The following is a 16,174-nucleotide window of genomic DNA, read 5'->3' on the forward strand; positions in this document are numbered from 1 at the left end:
CGTTGACCGAGGGCGAGGGACTTCCGGGTCCCCCGCCCTTCGTCTTTTCTCAGGCCTCGGCGCCGGCCCCGCTGCCCTCCGCATAGAGGGACTCGATGAGGGCCGCGTGCTTCTGCTCCACCGCTTGGCGGCGCACCTTGAGGGTGGGCGTCATCTCTCCGGACTCGATGGAGAAGTCTTCCGGGAGCACGGCGAAGCGCTTGATGCTCTCGAAGCGGGAGAGCTTCGGGTTCACCTCCCGCGCCAGGGCCTGCTCCAGGTACTGGTGCAGGCGCGGCTCGGCGGCCAGCGCGTGGGGCTCCTCCGGCCAGCCCTTCTCCCGGGCCAGGGCGCGCGCGGCCTTCGGGTTCAGCGTCAGCAGGGCCACCAGGTACTTGCGCCGCTCGCCGATGACGACCGCGTGGGAGATGGGCGGCACGGCCTTGAGCAGGGACTCGATGTTGTCCGGCGCCGTCTTCTTCCCGCCCGAGGTGACGATGATCTCCTTCTTCCGCCCGGTGATGTGGGTGAAGCCCTCGCCATCCAGCGCGCCCACGTCCCCGGTGTGGAGCCAGCCGTCCTTCAGCAGCTCCGCGGTGGCCTGCTCGTTCTTGTAGTAGCCCAGGCACACGTTGCCGCCCCGCAGGAGCAGCTCCCCGTCCTCGGCGATGCGCAGCTCCACGCCCATCAGCGGCCGCCCCACGGAGCCCAGCAGCGTCGCCTCGCGCGTGTTGAGGGTGGCGGGCCCCGTCAGCTCGGAGGAGCCATAGACTTCATGAACGATGAGATCGATGGAGGCGAAGAACTCCAGCACCTCCCGGCCAATGGGGGCCGCCGCGGTGACGAGGAACTCCGCCTGGTCCAGGCCGATGCCCGCATGCAGGGGGGCGAACACGAGGCGCCGGGCCAGCCGGTACTGGGCCTCCAGCCAGGAGGAGGCCCGCTCTCCCCGCAGCGTCTGCGCGTGGTACTCGGAGGCCACCCGCCGGGCCCACGCCACCACGCGCTGCTGCACCGGGGGCTGGGCCCGCAGCCCCTCCTCCGCCTTGGCCTTGAACTTCTCCCACACCCGGGGAACCCCGAAGAAGAACGTCGGGCGGACCTCGGGGAGGTTGCGCGGCATCGCGTCCACGGAGTCCGCGAAGTACACCTGCGCCCCGGCCATCAGCGGCCCGTGCAGGGAGAGGATCTGCTCGGCGATGTGCGACAGCGGCAGATAGGAGAGGATGCGCGTGGGGGTGGCCTGGAGGCCTACCTCCTGGAGCACCGCCGCCGCCGTCCACACCAGGTTGGTGTGGCTGAGCATCACGCCCTTGGGCGCGCCCGTGGTGCCCGAGGTGTAGATGAGGGTGGCCAGGGCGTGGGGCTCCAGCGCGTGGACCGCGTCCCAGTAGGCCCCCTCATCCACCCCCATGCCACGCCCCAGCACGTCCGGGTAGCGCAGCACGCCCTCCGGCAGCCGCTCCGGGGCGTCCATGACGATGACGTGGCGCAGGCGGGGCAGCCGCTCGCGCAGCACCAGCGCGGCCTTGAGGTACTTCTCGTTCTCCACCAGGAGCACCTCGGCCTCGCAGTGGCCGAGGATGTACTCGAGCTGCTCCACGCTGCTGTTGGTGTAGAGCCCCACGGGCACCCCGCCGAGCGCCATCGTGGCCAGGTCCGCCACCAGCCACTCCTCGCGGTTGAAGCTGAGGATGCCCAGCGTCCCGCCGGCGGAGAAGCCCAGCGCCTTCAGGCCGAGCGCGAAGCGGCGCACCCGCAGGGCGTAGTCCTGCCATGAGGTGGGCCTGTAGGTGCCGCCCTGACGGCTCCACAGCGCCGGGCGGTGCTGATAGCGCGTGGCCTGCTCGTGGAGGACGTGGACCATCGTCTTGGGCTGTTCCATGGGCGCGGCAGGCTACTGATGTGTCTCCACCGTTGACAGGCGACAGGAGGGCTATGTATTCCGCGCAACGATCATGAGCATCGACTTCACCTGTCAGAAGTGCGAGGCGAGCTTCGAGCTGGACGCTCAGGACCTCATCGAGGGGACGGAAAAGCTGGTCTGTCCTCACTGCGAAGCGAAAGCTCCGGCCAACCTCTCCGAGGACTTTGTCGCGGCGCTCTCCGAAATGCGCGCCCAGATCGCCGTGCTCGGCAAGAAGTTCGCCGTCAGCATGACGCTCGAGTCCGAGGACCTGGAAGACGAGCTCGAGGACGACGAGGAGGATGACGAGGAGGACACCGGCGACGAAGACGACGACCTCGATGAGGACGACGAGGACGACGACGAGGACGTCGACGACGACGAGGACTACGACGACGAGGAAGAAGACCGCTGACGCCTGCCTGCCCGCCCTCCATGCCGGGGGCCCAGGGCTAGAACCGGCGCTCTCGCCCATGCCCTCCCCGCCCCTGGGGGGGTGCGCATGTTGGTAGGGTGAAAACACCACATCGCGCCAGTCTGTTTCTCGCTCCGCTCTCCGCCGTGGCCCTGGCGCTGGGTGGTTTGTTGTTCCTCCCTGCGCTCGCGGCGCGGCCCGCGGTGGCCGCCCCCACGCAAGCCCCCGGGGAATCTCCTTGTATTACCTCGGGAGAAGACGACCCGGCCCTCTGTAAAGAACTCATCGAGCTCGTGGTCCGGGATGTCGTGCCGCTCGTGGAGGCCCAGACCCACGCCGTGGTGCTGACCACCCAGGACGGCGAGACGGTGCTGCCCATCTTCGTGGACGAGTCGGCCGCCGTGGCCATCGCCTTCCGGCTCGCCGAGCTGAAGTCGCCCCAGCCGCTCGCCCAGGACCTGCTCGACGACGTGGTGCACAAGCTGGGCGCCAGCGTCACCGAGGTCCGCATCGATGACCTGCGCGGCGACATCTACACGGGCCGCGTCTTCATCAAGCAGGGCAAGAAGAACCTGGAGCTGGATGCCCGGCCCGCGGACTCCATCGCCATGGCGCTGGACGGCTCGGCGCGCATCCGCGTGACGCGCAAGGTGCTGACGCAGGCGGGCATCAGCCGCGACGACATCGAAGCGCTGCACCAGGGGATGCCCGGCGTGGGCGGCAGCGGCGGCGGCGGCGAGCCGGATGCCGTGCCCATGAAGGCCCCCAAGAAGAGCCCGTCGATCAGCCTGTAAGGCTTCCGCGCGGGGCGCCCCGCGCCCAGGAACGGGAAAGCCCGGCCCCCCCTCCCAGGGTGCCGGGCTTTGCCCTTTCGTCCGAACGGCGTCCGGGATTGTAGGGCTGGGAGGGCCACTTGCAAATTCGCCCCCGGGAGCGGCGCGCCCGAAGCGGGCGCGAGAAGCTGTCAAGCGAGCCGAGCCCCCGCCTAGGATGCCCGGCCATGCGCAAAGCGAAAATCGTCTGCACCTTGGGCCCTGCCTCGGACAGCCCGGAAATCATTGAAGGCCTCATCCGCGCGGGGATGAACGTGGCGCGGCTCAACTTCTCCCACGGGGTCTACGAGGACCACCGGCGCCGCGTGGGCGTCCTGCGCAAGCTGTCCCGTAAGCTCGGCATCCCGGTGTCCATCCTCCAGGACATCCAGGGGCCGAAGATCCGCCTGGGCCGCTTCGAGGGGGGCCAGCTCCTCGTACAGACCGGCCAAACGGTGACGGTGACGACGCGCGCCGTGTTGGGCCAGGGCGCGATCATCCCCACCCCCGTCCGTTCGCTCACGAAGGACGTGAAGCGCGGCGACATGATCCTCCTGGACGATGGCCGGGTGCGGCTCCGGGTGGAGCGCGTGGAGGGCCGGGACGTCACCGCGAGCGTGGAGGTGGGCGGGCTGCTCAAGGACCACAAGGGGCTCAACCTGCCGGGCGCCGCCATCTCGGTGCCCACCATCACGGAGAAGGACGCGGAGGACCTGGCGTTCGGGCAGGAGCTCGGCGTGGACTACGTGGCGCTGTCCTTCGTGCGCACGGCCAAGGACATCCACCAGGCCCGGGAGCACGTCTCGAAGCTGAAGACGCCGCTCATCGCGAAGATCGAAAAGCCCCAGGCGCTCGAGAACCTGGAGGCCATCTCCGAGGCGGCCGACGGGGTGATGGTGGCCCGGGGAGACCTGGGGGTGGAGATGCCGCTGGAGAAGCTGCCGGGCATCCAGAAGCGCATGGTGGCGGAGGTCAACCGCCGGGGCGGCCTAGTCATCGTCGCCACCGAGATGCTGGAGAGCATGGTGAGCAACGTGCGGCCCACGCGCGCCGAGGTGTCCGACGTGGCCAACGCCATCCTGGATGGCGCGGACGCGGTGATGCTCTCGGGCGAGACGGCGGCGGGCAAGTACCCTGTCGAGGCGGCCGCCACCATGGCGCGCATCGTGGAGGAGACGGAGCGGAGCCTCGGCTCCTCGCTGCGCCCCTCCCTGAGGGTGGGAACGGATGACCTGTCCACGGGCGTGGCCGCCGCGGCGGTGGCCGCCGCCGAGCAGCTCGGCATCGGCACCATCGTGGCCTACACCGAGCGGGGGCACACCGCACGGCTCATCTCCGAGTTCCGGCCCAAGGCGCGCATCATCGGCCTGACGCCGAACGCGGACACGGTGAACCGCATGGCGCTCTACTGGGGGGTGCAGGGCCGGCAGGTGGGCCGGCTCCAGTCCACGGACGCCATGCTCAAGCAGGTGCGCCGGCTGTGCCGGGACGAGGGGCTGTGCGAGGCAGGCTCCGCCGTGGTCATCGTGGCGGGCGTGCCCCTCAACGAGCCCGGGAGCACGAACATGATGTCCGTGCACCGCATCTGACGGGCGCGGGCCCGCCTCCCCTCCCGGCGCCTACAGGATCTTCGACTGGAAGTCGTAGATCTTCTCGACGGCGATCTGCCGGTAGCGCTCGACGTTGAGGGCCCGGCGGGCACACTCCCAGACGAACTCCTGGGGGGAGCTGTCCGGCTGCTTCTTCTTGCGGCGCTTCACCTCGGCCTTGATGGACTTCACCGCCGGCCGGGGGTGGTAGCAGAAGGCCGAGGAGAACAGCAGGTGCCCGCCGAAGGGGATGAGCCGGGCCTCGAGGATGTCGCCCGTCTCCAGGCCGGCGATGTGCCGGCGCTCGGTGACGTCGAAGTCCTTGCCGGAGAACAGCTCGCGCAGGCGGATGACGCCCTTGCCCAGCTTGCGGACCTCGAAGAGGCCGTGAACGGTCTCGGTGAAGCTCCGGAAGGCGTTGGCCTCCTCGGGGGCCACCGCCTGGAGCCGCTGCTCGTAGAACTCCACCGCGGGCGTCTTCCCCGTGAGCGGGGAGACGCGGTCATACAGGTAGAAGTCCAGGAAGGACGCCATGCGCAGCTCGAAGAGCTTGTCGTCCTCGAACACCTCGCCGGTGAGGCGGAAGTACTCCGCCTTGGCTTCGAGCAGGTCCGCCTTGCGGGGCTCCTCGCTGCCGAAGGCGGTGAGCTGATCCAGGTACGGCTGATACGACAGCGGTGAGACGGTAGTGGAGGCGTCCATGGAGCGCGGGCAATCCTACCTACTGAGCCATCAGCTTGGCGAAGCGCGCGAACAGGTAGCGCGCGTCGTGCGGTCCCGGCGAGGACTCGGGGTGGTACTGTACGCTGAAGGCCCGCGCGTCGGGGATGTGGAGCCCCTCCACGGTGCCGTCATTGAGGTTGATGTGGGTGACGACGGCCTTGCCCTTCAGGCTGGCGTCGTCCACGGCGAAGCCGTGGTTCTGGGCGGTGATCTCCACCTTGCCCGTCGTCAGGTCCTTCACGGGCTGGTTGGCGCCGCGGTGGCCGAACTTCATCTTGTACGTCCGTCCGCCCAGCGCCAGGGCGAGGATCTGGTGCCCCAGGCAGATGCCGAACACGGGCACCTTGCCGAGCAGGTTCGCCACGGTGCGGTCCGCGCCCTTCACGGCGGCCGGATCCCCGGGGCCGTTGGCCAGGAAGACGCCGTGCGGCTTGCGCGCGAGCACCTGCTCGGCGGTGGTGTTCGCGGGCACCACCGTCACCCGGCAGCCCTCATCCACCAGGAACTGCAACATGGAGCGCTTGAGCCCGTAGTCGTACGCCACCACGTCGAAGCGGGGCGTGGGCGCGGGGGCCTGCGCGCCGCCGAACACGTCCTGGGAGGGCGTGGTGAAGGTGTAGGGCTCTTTGGTGGAAACGCCCGTGGCCAGGTCCATGCCCTCCATGCCGGGGGCGTTCCGGGCGCGCTCGGTGAGCGCCGCCACGGTGTGGTTCTCACTGGAGATGATGCCCTGCTGCGCGCCGTGCAGGCGCAGGTGCCGCACGAGCCGGCGGGTGTCCACGCCCTCGATGCCGGCCACGCCGTGGCGCTTCAGGTACGCATCCAGCGTCTCCTGGGCGCGCCAGTTGGAGGACTTCTCCGAGAGCATGCGCACCACCATGCCCACCGCGTGCGGCTTGCCCGCCTCTTCGTCCTCGGGGTTCGTCCCCACGTTGCCCATCTCCGGGTAGGCCATGGTGACGATCTGGCCGACGTAGGAGGGGTCCGTGAGGATCTCCTGATAGCCCATCATCGAGGTGTTGAAGACCACCTCGCCGAGGGTCTCTCCGCGGGCGCCGAACGCGCGCCCCTCGAAGACGGTCCCATCCGCCAGAACGAGTACCGCCTTTTTCATGACCGCGACTCCTTGATCTCACCGGCTTCGAAGACACAGCGTCCCCCCACCCACGTCTGGACGACGCGGCCCTTGAGCGAGCGGCCATGGAAGGGGGTATTCCGACTCTTGGAGAAAAACCGCTCGGCGTCCACCGTCCACTTCGCCTCGGGATCGACGAGGGTGATGTCCGCTGGAGCGCCAGGCTTCAAGTGACCGCCTGGCAGCCCGAATGCTTTGGCGGGGCCATCCGTGAGCAGCTCCACCGCCCGGCGGGGGCTCAGCACGCCTTCGTGGACCAGGGCCAGCGTGAGGCCCAGGGCCGTCTCCAGCCCCACCACGCCGTTGATGCCCTTGTCGAACTCCACCTGCTTGTCGAGCACGCCGTGGGGCGCATGGTCCGTGGCGATGGCCTCGATGGTGCCGTCGGCCAGCGCCTCGCGCAGCGCCTCCACGTCCCGGCGCAGGCGCAGCGGCGGGTTCATCTTCGCGTGGGTGTCGTACTCCCCCACCGCCGTGTCATCGAGGATGAAGTGGTGCGGGGTGACTTCGGACGTCACCTGCAGGCCGCGCCGCTTGGCCTCGCGCAGCAGGCGCACGCTGCCCTCGCACGAGACGTGGGCGATGTGCAGCCGGCCCCCCGTCTCCTCCAGCAGGACCAAGTCCCTCGCCACCATGGCCACCTCGGCGGAGGGCGGAATGGGCAGCAGCCCCAGGCGCGTGGCGGTGGGCCCTTCGGTCATCGCCCCCTTGCCCGACAGCGTCAGGTCCTCCTCGTGGACCATGACGGGCAAGTCGAAGAGCCGGGCGTACTGGAGCGCCCGCCGCATGAGCCCGGCGTTCATCACCGGGCGGCCATCGTCGGTGATGCAGACGCAGCCGGCGGAGACCAGCTCGCCCATCTCCGCCATCTCCTCGCCCTTGAGCCCCTTGGTGATGGCCCCAGCGGGATACACGTGGCAGAGGTTGGCGGCCCGGGCGCGCGAGAGCACCAGCTCCGTCACCAGCGAGCTGTCGTTCACCAGCTTGGTGTTGGGCATGGCCACAATGCCGGTGAAGCCGCCGGCCACCGCCGCCCGGCAGCCCGTGAGGATGGTCTCCTTCCCCTCCTCGCCCGGCTCGCGCAGGTGGACGTGCAGATCGATGAAGCCCGGGAGCACCCAGCGCCCCTGCGCCTCCACCACCTGCGCGCCGGGCACCTGCAGCGGGGCCTCGGACACCTCGGCGACCACACCGTCGCGCACGAGCACATCGCGCACGCTGTCCACGTAGTTGCGCGGATCGATGACCCGCCCGCGGCGGAAGAGAACGGGGGAACTCACACGCACACCTCCAGGATGGCCCGGCGCACGGCGACCCCATTGGCCACCTGCTCGAGGATGACGCTGCGGGCCCCATCCGCCACCGCCGGGGCCAGCTCGATTCCGCGGTTGATGGGCCCCGGGTGCATGACGAGCGCCCCCGCCTTCATCTGGCCTGCCCGGGCCGCGTTGAGCCCATAGAGGCGCGAGAACTCGCGGGTAGACGGGAAGAAGGACTCCGACTGGCGCTCGGTCTGCAGGCGCAGGCACATGACGGCGTCCGCCTGGGGCAGCACCTTGTCCAGGTGCAGGACCACCTCGGCACCCAACTGCTCGATGCCCACGGGGATGAGCGTGGGCGGCCCGCAGACCACCACGCGCGCCCCCAGCGCCTTGAGGCACAGGATGTTCGAGCGCGCCACGCGGCTGTGCAGGATGTCGCCGACGATGAGCACCGTGCGCCCATCCAGCCGTCCCCAGTGACGCCGCAGGGTGAAGGCATCCAGCAGGGCCTGGGAGGGGTGCTCGTGGGTGCCGTCGCCTGCGTTGATGACGGCGCAGCGCACGTGGCGGGCCACCAGGTGGGGCGCCCCCGAGGAGCGGTGCCGGATGATGAGCGCCACCGGGCCCGTGGCCTCGATGTTGCGCACGGTGTCCAGCAGCGTCTCCCCCTTGGAGACCGAGGAGCCCTGGGCCGTCCAGTTGAGCACCTCGGCGCCCAGCGTCTTGGCGGCCATTTCAAACGAGGTGCGCGTCCGGGTGGAGTCCTCGAAGAAAACGTTGGCCACCACCCGCCCCTGGAGGACGGAGGAGCTCGCCGAGCCACCGGGCAGGTGGGCTTCGGCCCGATCCAGCAGCGCTTCGATGTCCGCGCGCCGCCAGCCTTCGATTCCGAGAAGGTGTCGCATAAAGACCGGGGCCGCGCGTTAGCAGCGCCGCCGGGGTGCGTCAAGCACGAGGACTTGCCTCATCGCACCGGCTCGAAGAACCGCTCCAGCCGCAGGCCGGTGCCGCCAAACAGGCTGCTGAACAGGCCGTCGTAGCCGAAGGTCACCCACACCACCATGGCCTTGCCCTTGATGTAGCCAAAGGGCACGTAGGCGGGCCGGCCGGTGACGCCAAAGCCCACGCGGCTGTCGGAGCTGTTGTCCCGGTTGTCGCCCATGACGAAGACCTCGCCCTCGGGGACGATGAAGGGGCCCCGGTCCACCTCGTCGGTCGAGCGGTAGGGATCATCCAGCGCGGCGTGCTCCACGCCCCCCAGGTTCTCCCGGTACAGCACCAGCGACTCGTCCGACCACTGGCCTTCGGTCTGGTTGTGCACCACGAAGTCCCGGCTCACCAGGGTGCGCGGCTGCGGCACGCCGTTGATGTGGATGACCTGGCGGATGATCTCCACCCGGTCCCCCGGGATGCCGATGACGCGCTTGATGAAGTCCTTGTCGGGCATCAGCGGGTTGTTGAAGACGATGACGTCCCCGCGCGCCGGGGCCCGGACGATCTGGAAGGGCACCTTGTTGAGGAACGGGATGCGCACCCCGTAGATGAACTTGTTGACGAAGACCTGATCGCCAATCTCCAGCGTCGGGAGCATGGAGCCGGAAGGGATGCGGTAGGGCTCGATGAAGATGGTGCGGATGAGCAGCGCGATGGTCAGCGCCTTGGCGAAGCCCGAGAACGTGTCCCACCCGGACTGCTTGCGGTAGGCGCCCAGGTGCTCCTCCTGGAGCGCATCGAGCGCCTTCACCTCTTTCTCCAGCCGCAGCGCATCCCCGGCCAGCGAGGCATCCTCCACGCGCAGCGCCTGCTCGGTGATGCGCTCGGAGGCCTGGGGCGTCACCTTGCTGGGAAAGCGCTGGAAGATGCGCGCGGACTCCAGCTCCAGCTCGCGCGCCTCGGCGCGGAGCTTGCGCAGCATGCGCTCGCGCGGCGAGGCGGCACGCCAGGTGAGCAGCACCACCCAGCTCAGGAACATGGCCAGCGCGAAGTACTGCATCAGCGGCTTGGCCCAGGAAGCCGAGGACGGCACGTACTCGATGAGGAACAGGTAGGGGATGAAGGCGAGTCCCACCAGCGTGAGCGGCGCCCAGAGGCTGGTGAGCATCTGCCGCCAGTGGAGCAGGCGGCGGGCCTTGAGCTGCTCAGGCGTCCGGCGGGCGGCCATCGCCTCCCCCGGCTTCAGCGGCGTGGTCGCTGCGGTCATCGACTACTCCTCCGTCTTGAGGACCGCGAGGAAGGCTTCCTGGGGGATCTCCACCGTGCCCACCTGCTTCATGCGCTTCTTGCCCTCTTTCTGCTTCTCCAGGAGCTTGCGCTTGCGGCTGATGTCGCCGCCGTAGCACTTGGCGAGCACGTTCTTTCGCATGGCGGAGATCGTCTCCCGGGCGATGACCTTGGCACCGATCGCCGCCTGGATGGCCACCTCGTACATTTGCTTGGGAATCACTTCCTTGAGCTTCTGGCACACCTCGCGGCCGCGCAGGTACGCGCGCTCGCGGTGGACGATGACGCTCAGCGCATCCACCGGCTCCCCGTTGATGAGGATGTCCAGCCGGGCCAGCTCCGCCTCCTCGTAGCCGGCCAGCTCGTAGTCGAGGCTCGCGTAGCCGCGGGAGACGCTCTTGAGCTTGTCGAAGAAGTCGAACACCACTTCCGCCAGGGGCATGGCGTACGTCACCTGCACGCGCTGGCCGCTGGAGCCCAGGTACTTCATGTCCTTCTGCACCCCGCGCCGCTCCTGGCACAGCTTGAGGATGGCGCCCAGGTGCTCGTTGGGCACGTGGATGTGACAGGTGAGGAGGGGCTCCTCGAACTTCTCGATGTTCTGCACCGGCGGCAGCTTCGCCGGGTTGTCGATGAGCATCACCTCGCCCTTGCCGCTGGTGATGCGGTACACCACCGAGGGCGCCGTGGTGATGAGGTTCAGGTTGTACTCGCGCTCCAGGCGCTCCTGGACGATCTCCATGTGCAGCAGGCCCAGGTAGCCACACCGGAACCCGAAGCCCAGCGCCGTGGAGGACTCGGGCTCGTAGGTGAACGCCGAGTCGTTGAGCTTCAGCTTGCCCAGCGCGTCGCGCAGCCCCTCGTAGTCGGCGGAGTCCACCGGGAAGATGCCGCTGAACACCATGGGCTTCACTTCCTTGAAGCCTGGGAAGGGAGCCTCCGTGGTGCGCGCTTCCTCGGTGACGGTGTCACCGACCTTGGCGTCCTGCAGCTCCTTGATGTTGGCGACGAGCACGCCCACCTCGCCCGCCATCAGCTGCTGCACCGGCCGGGAGAAGGGGCTGAACACGCCCAGCTCCTGCACCTCGAAGACCTTGTTGTTGCTCCACAGCTTGATCTTCTGCTTGAGCTTGAGCGTGCCCTCCAGCACGCGCACCAGCGTCACCACACCGCGGTAGTTGTCATACCAGCTGTCGAAGATGAGCGCCTTGAGCGGGGCGGAAGGCTCGCCCTGCGGAGGGGGAATCCGCTGCACCACCGCCTCGAGGATGTCCTCGATGCCAATGCCCTCCTTGGCGGAGGCCGGCACCGCAATCGAGGCGTCGATGCCGATGACGTCCTCGATCTCCTCGCGGGTGCGCGCCACGTCCGCGCTCGGCAGGTCGATCTTGTTGATGACCGGGATGATTTCGAGGTTGTGGTCCAGCGCCATGTAGACGTTGGCGAGCGTCTGGGCCTCCACGCCCTGGCTGGCGTCCACCACGAGCAGACAGCCCTCGCAGGCGGCCAGCGAGCGGCTGACCTCGTAGGCGAAGTCCACGTGCCCCGGCGTGTCGATGAGGTTCAGAACGTACTGCTGGCCGTCCTTGGCCTTGTAGGTCATCCGGACGGACTGGGCCTTGATGGTGATGCCCCGCTCCCGCTCGATGTCCATGTTGTCCAGGAACTGCGCCTGGGCCTCGCGCTTGGTCAGCGTCCCCGTCTTCTCGAGGAGGCGGTCCGCCAGCGTCGACTTGCCATGGTCAATGTGGGCAATGATGCAGAAGTTACGGATGTGGGCGTTGTCGGCCGGCATGGCGTGGAGGGCTCGTCGCTGGGTCGAAGCGCGCGTCAGTAACACCGAACCCAGCGAAAATCCACGCATCCGCGCGTCCGCCAGCCCTCCGGAAGGCCGCGGGAACGGCCGTCCGGTCAGGAAGCGGTCACTCGGCGCCTACCCCGCGGCGCGGGTGCCACCCTGGGGCGCGGTGCGGAAGTACTCCAGCGTCCGGCGCAGCCCCTCGGCGAGCCCCACACTGGGCTCCCACCCGAGCACCTTCCGGGCCAGGCTGGCGTCGATGCAGGAGCGGCGCTGCTCGCCGGGCTTGCCCGGGGCGTGCTGGGCCCGGGTGTCGGCGCCCGCCGCGCCCGCCAGCAGCGCGTAGAGCCGGTTGATGTCCGTCTCTACGCCGGTGCCGATGTTCACCGCGCCCACATAGTCCTTCTCGCAGGCCAGGAGGTTGGCCCGGGCGACGTCCGGCCCGAAGACGAAGTCCCGCGTCTGCCCGCCGTCGCCGTAGATGGTGCAGTCCCGGCCCGCGCCCAGGCGCTGGCTGAAGATGGCCACCACGCCCGCCTCCCCGTGGGGATTCTGCCGGGGGCCGTACACATTGGCGTACCGCAGGGCCACGTAGGCCAGCCCGTACTGGGCGCGGTAGTAGCCCAGGTACAGCTCGCCGGCCGCCTTGGAGACGCCGTAGGGCGAGATGGGCCGTGTCGCATGCGACTCGGGGGCCGGGAAGACGTCCTGCTCGCCGTAGATGGCGCCGCCGGTGGAGCTGAAGATGACCTTCTTCACCCCGGAGGAGCGCGCGGCCTCCAGCAGGTTGAGCATGCCCAGGATGTTCGCGTCCGCGTCGAAGCGCGGGTCCTCCACGCTGCGGCGCACATCCATCTGCGCCGCCAGGTGGCAGATGATCTCCGGGCGCTCGGACCGGATGAGGGCCGCGGCCTCGGGGCTTCGGATGTCCAGCTCTACCAGCCGGACCTTGGGGTCCAGGTTCTCGCGCTTTCCGCTCGACAAGTTGTCGAGGGCAATCACCTCGTGACCCGCCCGCAGGAATTCATCACTCACGTGCGAGCCGATGAATCCCGCTCCACCCGTCACCAGGACTTTCACACTGACACTCCCGCCACGCTCCGGTGGCTCCGCTTGGAAATTCGCCGCAACTTAAGGAGCACCCCGGTCCCCGGCAATGGTGCGGAAGTATGAAATCGTCTCCCGCAGACCCTCTTCCAGGGGCACCTTCGGCTCCCAGCCCAAGAGCGTCCGGGCCCGGGTGATGTCCGGCTGCCGCTGCTTCGGATCGTTCTGCGGCAGGGGCTGGTGGATGATTTTCCCCCCTCCACCCGCGGCGGCCCGCACGGCCTCGGCGAACTGGAGAATGGTCATCTCCCGGGGGTTGCCGATGTTCACCGGCTCCGTCACGTCCGAGCGCGCCAGCCGCACCAGCCCGTCCACCAGATCCTTCACGTAGCAGAAAGAGCGCGTCTGTGTGCCATCCCCGAAGACGGTGAAGTCCTCGCCGCGCAGGGCCTGGCCCACGAAGGCGGGCACCACCCGGCCGTCCTTCAGCCGCATCCGGGGCCCGTAGGTATTGAAGATGCGCACGATGCGCGTCTGGACGCCGCGGACGCGCGCATAGGCCGAGGTGAGGGCCTCCGCGTAGCGCTTGGCCTCGTCGTACACCGCGCGCGGCCCGATGGGGTTCACGTTGCCGTAGTAGCCCTCGTGCTGGGGGTGAACCAGCGGATCCCCGTACACCTCGGAGGTGGAGGCCTGGAGGAAGACCGCGCCCCGGGCCTCGGCCAGCTTCAGCGCGTTCTCCGTGCCCAGCGAGCCCACCCGCAGCGTCTCCAGCGGCAACTGCGCGTAGTCGATGGGAGAGGCCGGCGAGGCCATGTTGAAGACGTAATCCACCGGACCCTCGACCCGCAGCCCCTCCACGATGTCCTGCCGCACGAACTCGAAGCCCGGCCGCCCGCGCAGGGTGCGCAGGTTCTCCTCCGCCCCGGTGAGGAAGTTGTCCACGGCCACCACCGCGGCCCCATCGTCCAGGAGCCGCTCACACAGGTGAGAGCCCACGAAGCCCGCGCCCCCAAGCACCACCGCCCGCTTGCCTTGCATGTTACGAGAGCTCGTCGAAAGTGGCCTGGCCCGGCAGCTGCGCTTTGTACTTCTCCAGCACCAGGTCGATGCCCTGCCGGATGTACTCGGCCACGGGCACCTTGGTCTTCTGGTTCAGCGCCTTGAGCAGCTCGTTCTGCTCGGGAGTGATGTAGATGGTCGTGCTGATCTTCTTTCGGGCCATGGCGATATGTGAAACTATATGGAATGACGTGACTCGTGAAGGCATTGGTTCAGCCCTCCGAGCGCCGCGCTCCCCTGCCCCCGTGAGGCCGTCATGTCCCTAATGAAATCATGGATTTACATTGGTCTCTGCGCCCTGGGGGGGCTCGCCGGGTGCGCGGGAAAACAGGCAGGACCCGGCCCCTCCGAGACCGAAGGCAACGCGTCCGGGGACGTCACCCGACCTGGCAAGCGTCCGGGCGAGAAGGTGCGGGAGCTGGATCTCAACCGCGACGGCAAGACGGACGTGTGGATCTACCTCGTCTCGGGCAAGGGCCCCGATGGCCAGGAGCGCGATCGCATGGTCCGCAAGGAGATCGACGTCAACGCGGACGGCCGGGTCGACATCACCCAGTTCTTCGATGAGCAGGAGGAGAAGATCCGCGAGGCGATGGATCAGGACTTCGACGGCCGGATCGACTCGACCCTCACCTTCGAGAAGGGCGTCAACACGCTGACCGAGCGGGACGTGGACGGCAACGGCCAGGTGGACGTGTGGGTGTACTACGAGAACGGCAAGCTGGTGCGCAAGGAGCGGGACACCAACGGGGACGGCAAGGTGGACAACTGGGAGTACTGGAAGGGCGACCAGGTGGACCGCATTGGCGATGACCTGGACGGCGACGGCAAGGTGGACCGCTGGACGAAGAACCCCAACGCGGACTAACGCGCTGGGGCCCTGCCCTCCCCGGCTTCCGGGTTACGGCTTGCTCGTCCCGGCGCGGCCGTAGGAGTCCTCCAGCCGCACCACGTCGTCCAGCTCCGGGGTGCTCACCTCGAGGATGTCGCAGTCGGTGAGCGCCACCATGCGGTGCTTGGTGAGCGGCTTGATGTGGTAGCTCTCGCCCGGGTTCATCTCCTTCTCGATGAGCCCCGTGCCCTCATCCACGACGAAGAGCAGCTTGCCGCTCTGCACGTGGATGGTCTCGTCCTTCTGGTTGTGGAACTGAAGGCTGAGCTTGTGGCCCTGCTTGACGTGTAGGAGCTTGCCTACATAGCGCTCGGTGTGAGCCCAGATCAGCTCGTAACCCCAGGGCTTCTCCACCCGCTTCGTCGTCGTCATGTCGCTTCTCATTCTTCCCGCTCGCCCTAGTTCGTGCCGGCCACGAACGCGTTGAGCTGGGTCTCACGTTTGAAGTCCGCCAGGTACCGCGAGGCCGCTTCCTTCGAAGGGAAGCTCCCCATGCGCACCCGGTACCAGGTGCCCTTGTTGGGCACCTCCGCGGCGAGGATATACGGGGCATAACCCCGGTCACGCAACCGGGCCGCGAACCGGTCTGCATCCTCGCGGGACTGGAAGGCAGAGATTTGAAGGGTGAACGCTCCGCCCTTCACGGCCTCGGCCGGCGGCTGGGTGGCCCGGGCAATGGCCTCCTTGAGGCTCCCCGCGGGCGGCGTGGCGGTCCGGGTGGGCGTGGGCTCCTGCTCGACCTTGCCCGCGGGCAACGGGGCCGGAGCGGGCGCCTTGGCCACAGGGGCGGCCGGGGCGGCAGGCGAAGGCTTGGCGGCCAGCGCGGCCAGCTCATCATCGGCGGCGTTGGCGGCCACCTCCTCCCCGGTCTCCGCCGCGGGGGCAGGCTTCTCGGCCGGGGCCGGCGTGGGGGCCACGGCCACGGGCTTGGCGGGAGCGGGCTTGGGGGCCGGCTTGGGCGCGGGAGGCGGCGCCACGGGCTCGGCGGCCTTGCGCGTCAGCTCATCCTGGAAGGTCAGCGGCGGCTCCTTCTGAACCTCCTGGAGCGCCTGCGCGTTGGCATCGAGGGCGGACAGCAGATCCGGGGCGCCGGCGGTCTGGGCGTTGCCCGCGAGGTTCTTGCCCACCACCACGCCGAGCACGAACACGGCGCCCATCACGATGATGCCGGCGATCAACAGGCTGACGATCTGCCGGTTATCGAGAGAGACGTCGAACTTCTCCTTCATCCGATGGGCGTCCCGCATGGTCGTGGTGTTCCTCGTGCGCGGGCGCTCCGGCCGGGCTGATCCCGTGTTGCGGCCTGTAGCGCCAACGTCGCGGAAGGTACGCCC

16 protein-coding genes are annotated in these 16,174 nt (G+C 68.7%); 4 read left to right on the top strand and 12 right to left on the bottom strand.

Features of this window, described 5'->3' with window-relative positions; translation table 11 throughout:
- Window positions 1–49: 49 nt before the first annotated feature.
- Entirely contained in the window at window positions 50–1,864 is a 1,815-nt protein-coding gene (locus KY661_RS06420) for an AMP-dependent synthetase/ligase (protein ID WP_225409361.1), read from the bottom strand.
- A gap of 73 nt (window positions 1,865–1,937) precedes the next feature.
- Between KY661_RS06420 and KY661_RS06425 the strand changes: the two genes are divergently transcribed.
- The 3 genes from KY661_RS06425 to pyk all read left to right on the top strand — a co-directional run bounded on the left by KY661_RS06425 (window position 1,938) and on the right by pyk (window position 4,701).
- Window positions 1,938–2,300: a hypothetical protein gene (locus KY661_RS06425; RefSeq protein WP_225409362.1), complete on the top strand. Its 363-nt coding sequence runs from the start codon at window positions 1,938–1,940 to the stop codon at window positions 2,298–2,300.
- A 98-nt stretch (window positions 2,301–2,398) separates the two neighbouring features.
- Window positions 2,399–3,094, top strand: coding sequence for a bifunctional nuclease family protein (locus KY661_RS06430; RefSeq protein ID WP_398577147.1), 696 nt, complete (start codon window positions 2,399–2,401; stop codon window positions 3,092–3,094).
- Between the two features lie 206 nt (window positions 3,095–3,300).
- A complete protein-coding gene (gene pyk, locus KY661_RS06435; RefSeq protein WP_225409363.1) occupies window positions 3,301–4,701 on the top strand; it encodes a pyruvate kinase in 1,401 nt (466 codons plus the stop codon).
- 30 nt (window positions 4,702–4,731) lie between these two features.
- On the opposite strand, the gene KY661_RS06440 is transcribed toward pyk, so the two are convergent.
- The 9 genes from KY661_RS06440 to KY661_RS06480 all read right to left on the bottom strand — a co-directional run bounded on the left by KY661_RS06440 (window position 4,732) and on the right by KY661_RS06480 (window position 14,111).
- The gene (locus KY661_RS06440; protein WP_225409364.1) at window positions 4,732–5,403 is read right to left on the bottom strand and encodes a hypothetical protein; all 672 of its coding nucleotides are present in this window, start codon (window positions 5,401–5,403) and stop codon (window positions 4,732–4,734) included.
- A gap of 19 nt (window positions 5,404–5,422) precedes the next feature.
- Complete coding sequence (gene carA, locus KY661_RS06445) at window positions 5,423–6,538, bottom strand: glutamine-hydrolyzing carbamoyl-phosphate synthase small subunit (protein WP_225409365.1); 1,116 nt, start codon at window positions 6,536–6,538, stop codon at window positions 5,423–5,425.
- Window positions 6,535–7,839 carry a dihydroorotase gene (locus KY661_RS06450; protein ID WP_225409366.1) on the bottom strand — a complete coding sequence of 435 codons (1,305 nt, stop codon included), beginning with the start codon at window positions 7,837–7,839 and terminating at the stop codon, window positions 6,535–6,537. Before KY661_RS06450 ends, carA begins: the two co-directional genes overlap by 4 nt.
- Complete coding sequence (locus tag KY661_RS06455; protein WP_225409367.1) at window positions 7,836–8,726, bottom strand: aspartate carbamoyltransferase catalytic subunit; 891 nt, start codon at window positions 8,724–8,726, stop codon at window positions 7,836–7,838. Before KY661_RS06455 ends, KY661_RS06450 begins: the two co-directional genes overlap by 4 nt.
- 59 nt (window positions 8,727–8,785) lie before the next feature.
- The gene (gene lepB, locus KY661_RS06460; RefSeq protein ID WP_225409368.1) at window positions 8,786–10,021 is read right to left on the bottom strand and encodes a signal peptidase I; all 1,236 of its coding nucleotides are present in this window, start codon (window positions 10,019–10,021) and stop codon (window positions 8,786–8,788) included.
- 3 nt (window positions 10,022–10,024) lie between these two features.
- Window positions 10,025–11,836, bottom strand: coding sequence for a translation elongation factor 4 (gene lepA / locus KY661_RS06465; RefSeq protein ID WP_225409369.1), 1,812 nt, complete (start codon window positions 11,834–11,836; stop codon window positions 10,025–10,027).
- Between the two features lie 138 nt (window positions 11,837–11,974).
- Complete coding sequence (locus tag KY661_RS06470) at window positions 11,975–12,919, bottom strand: NAD-dependent epimerase/dehydratase family protein (RefSeq protein ID WP_225409370.1); 945 nt, start codon at window positions 12,917–12,919, stop codon at window positions 11,975–11,977.
- 51 nt (window positions 12,920–12,970) lie between these two features.
- The gene (locus KY661_RS06475; RefSeq protein ID WP_225409371.1) at window positions 12,971–13,927 is read right to left on the bottom strand and encodes a UDP-glucuronic acid decarboxylase family protein; all 957 of its coding nucleotides are present in this window, start codon (window positions 13,925–13,927) and stop codon (window positions 12,971–12,973) included.
- Between the two features lies 1 nt (window position 13,928).
- Window positions 13,929–14,111 (bottom strand): ribbon-helix-helix domain-containing protein, encoded by a 183-nt coding sequence (locus tag KY661_RS06480; RefSeq protein ID WP_075010847.1) that lies wholly within the window; start codon window positions 14,109–14,111, stop codon window positions 13,929–13,931.
- 102 nt (window positions 14,112–14,213) lie between these two features.
- Here KY661_RS06480 and KY661_RS06485 point away from each other — a divergent pair, with 102 nt between their 5' ends.
- Window positions 14,214–14,816, top strand: coding sequence for an EF-hand domain-containing protein (locus KY661_RS06485; protein WP_398577148.1), 603 nt, complete (start codon window positions 14,214–14,216; stop codon window positions 14,814–14,816).
- Window positions 14,817–14,849: 33 nt separating this feature from the next.
- On the opposite strand, the gene KY661_RS06490 is transcribed toward KY661_RS06485, so the two are convergent.
- Together KY661_RS06490 and KY661_RS06495 are read right to left on the bottom strand one after the other, a co-directional pair.
- Window positions 14,850–15,212, bottom strand: a complete 363-nt coding sequence (locus KY661_RS06490; protein WP_075010845.1) for a cupin domain-containing protein — start codon at window positions 15,210–15,212, stop codon at window positions 14,850–14,852.
- A gap of 26 nt (window positions 15,213–15,238) precedes the next feature.
- Complete coding sequence (locus KY661_RS06495; RefSeq protein ID WP_225409373.1) at window positions 15,239–16,087, bottom strand: SPOR domain-containing protein; 849 nt, start codon at window positions 16,085–16,087, stop codon at window positions 15,239–15,241.
- Between the last annotated feature and the right edge of the window lie 87 nt (window positions 16,088–16,174).

It is taken from the genome of Allostigmatella hybrida (genome assembly GCF_020103775.1).
GTDB classification, from domain to species: Bacteria; Myxococcota; Myxococcia; order Myxococcales; family Myxococcaceae; genus Hyalangium; species Hyalangium aurantiaca.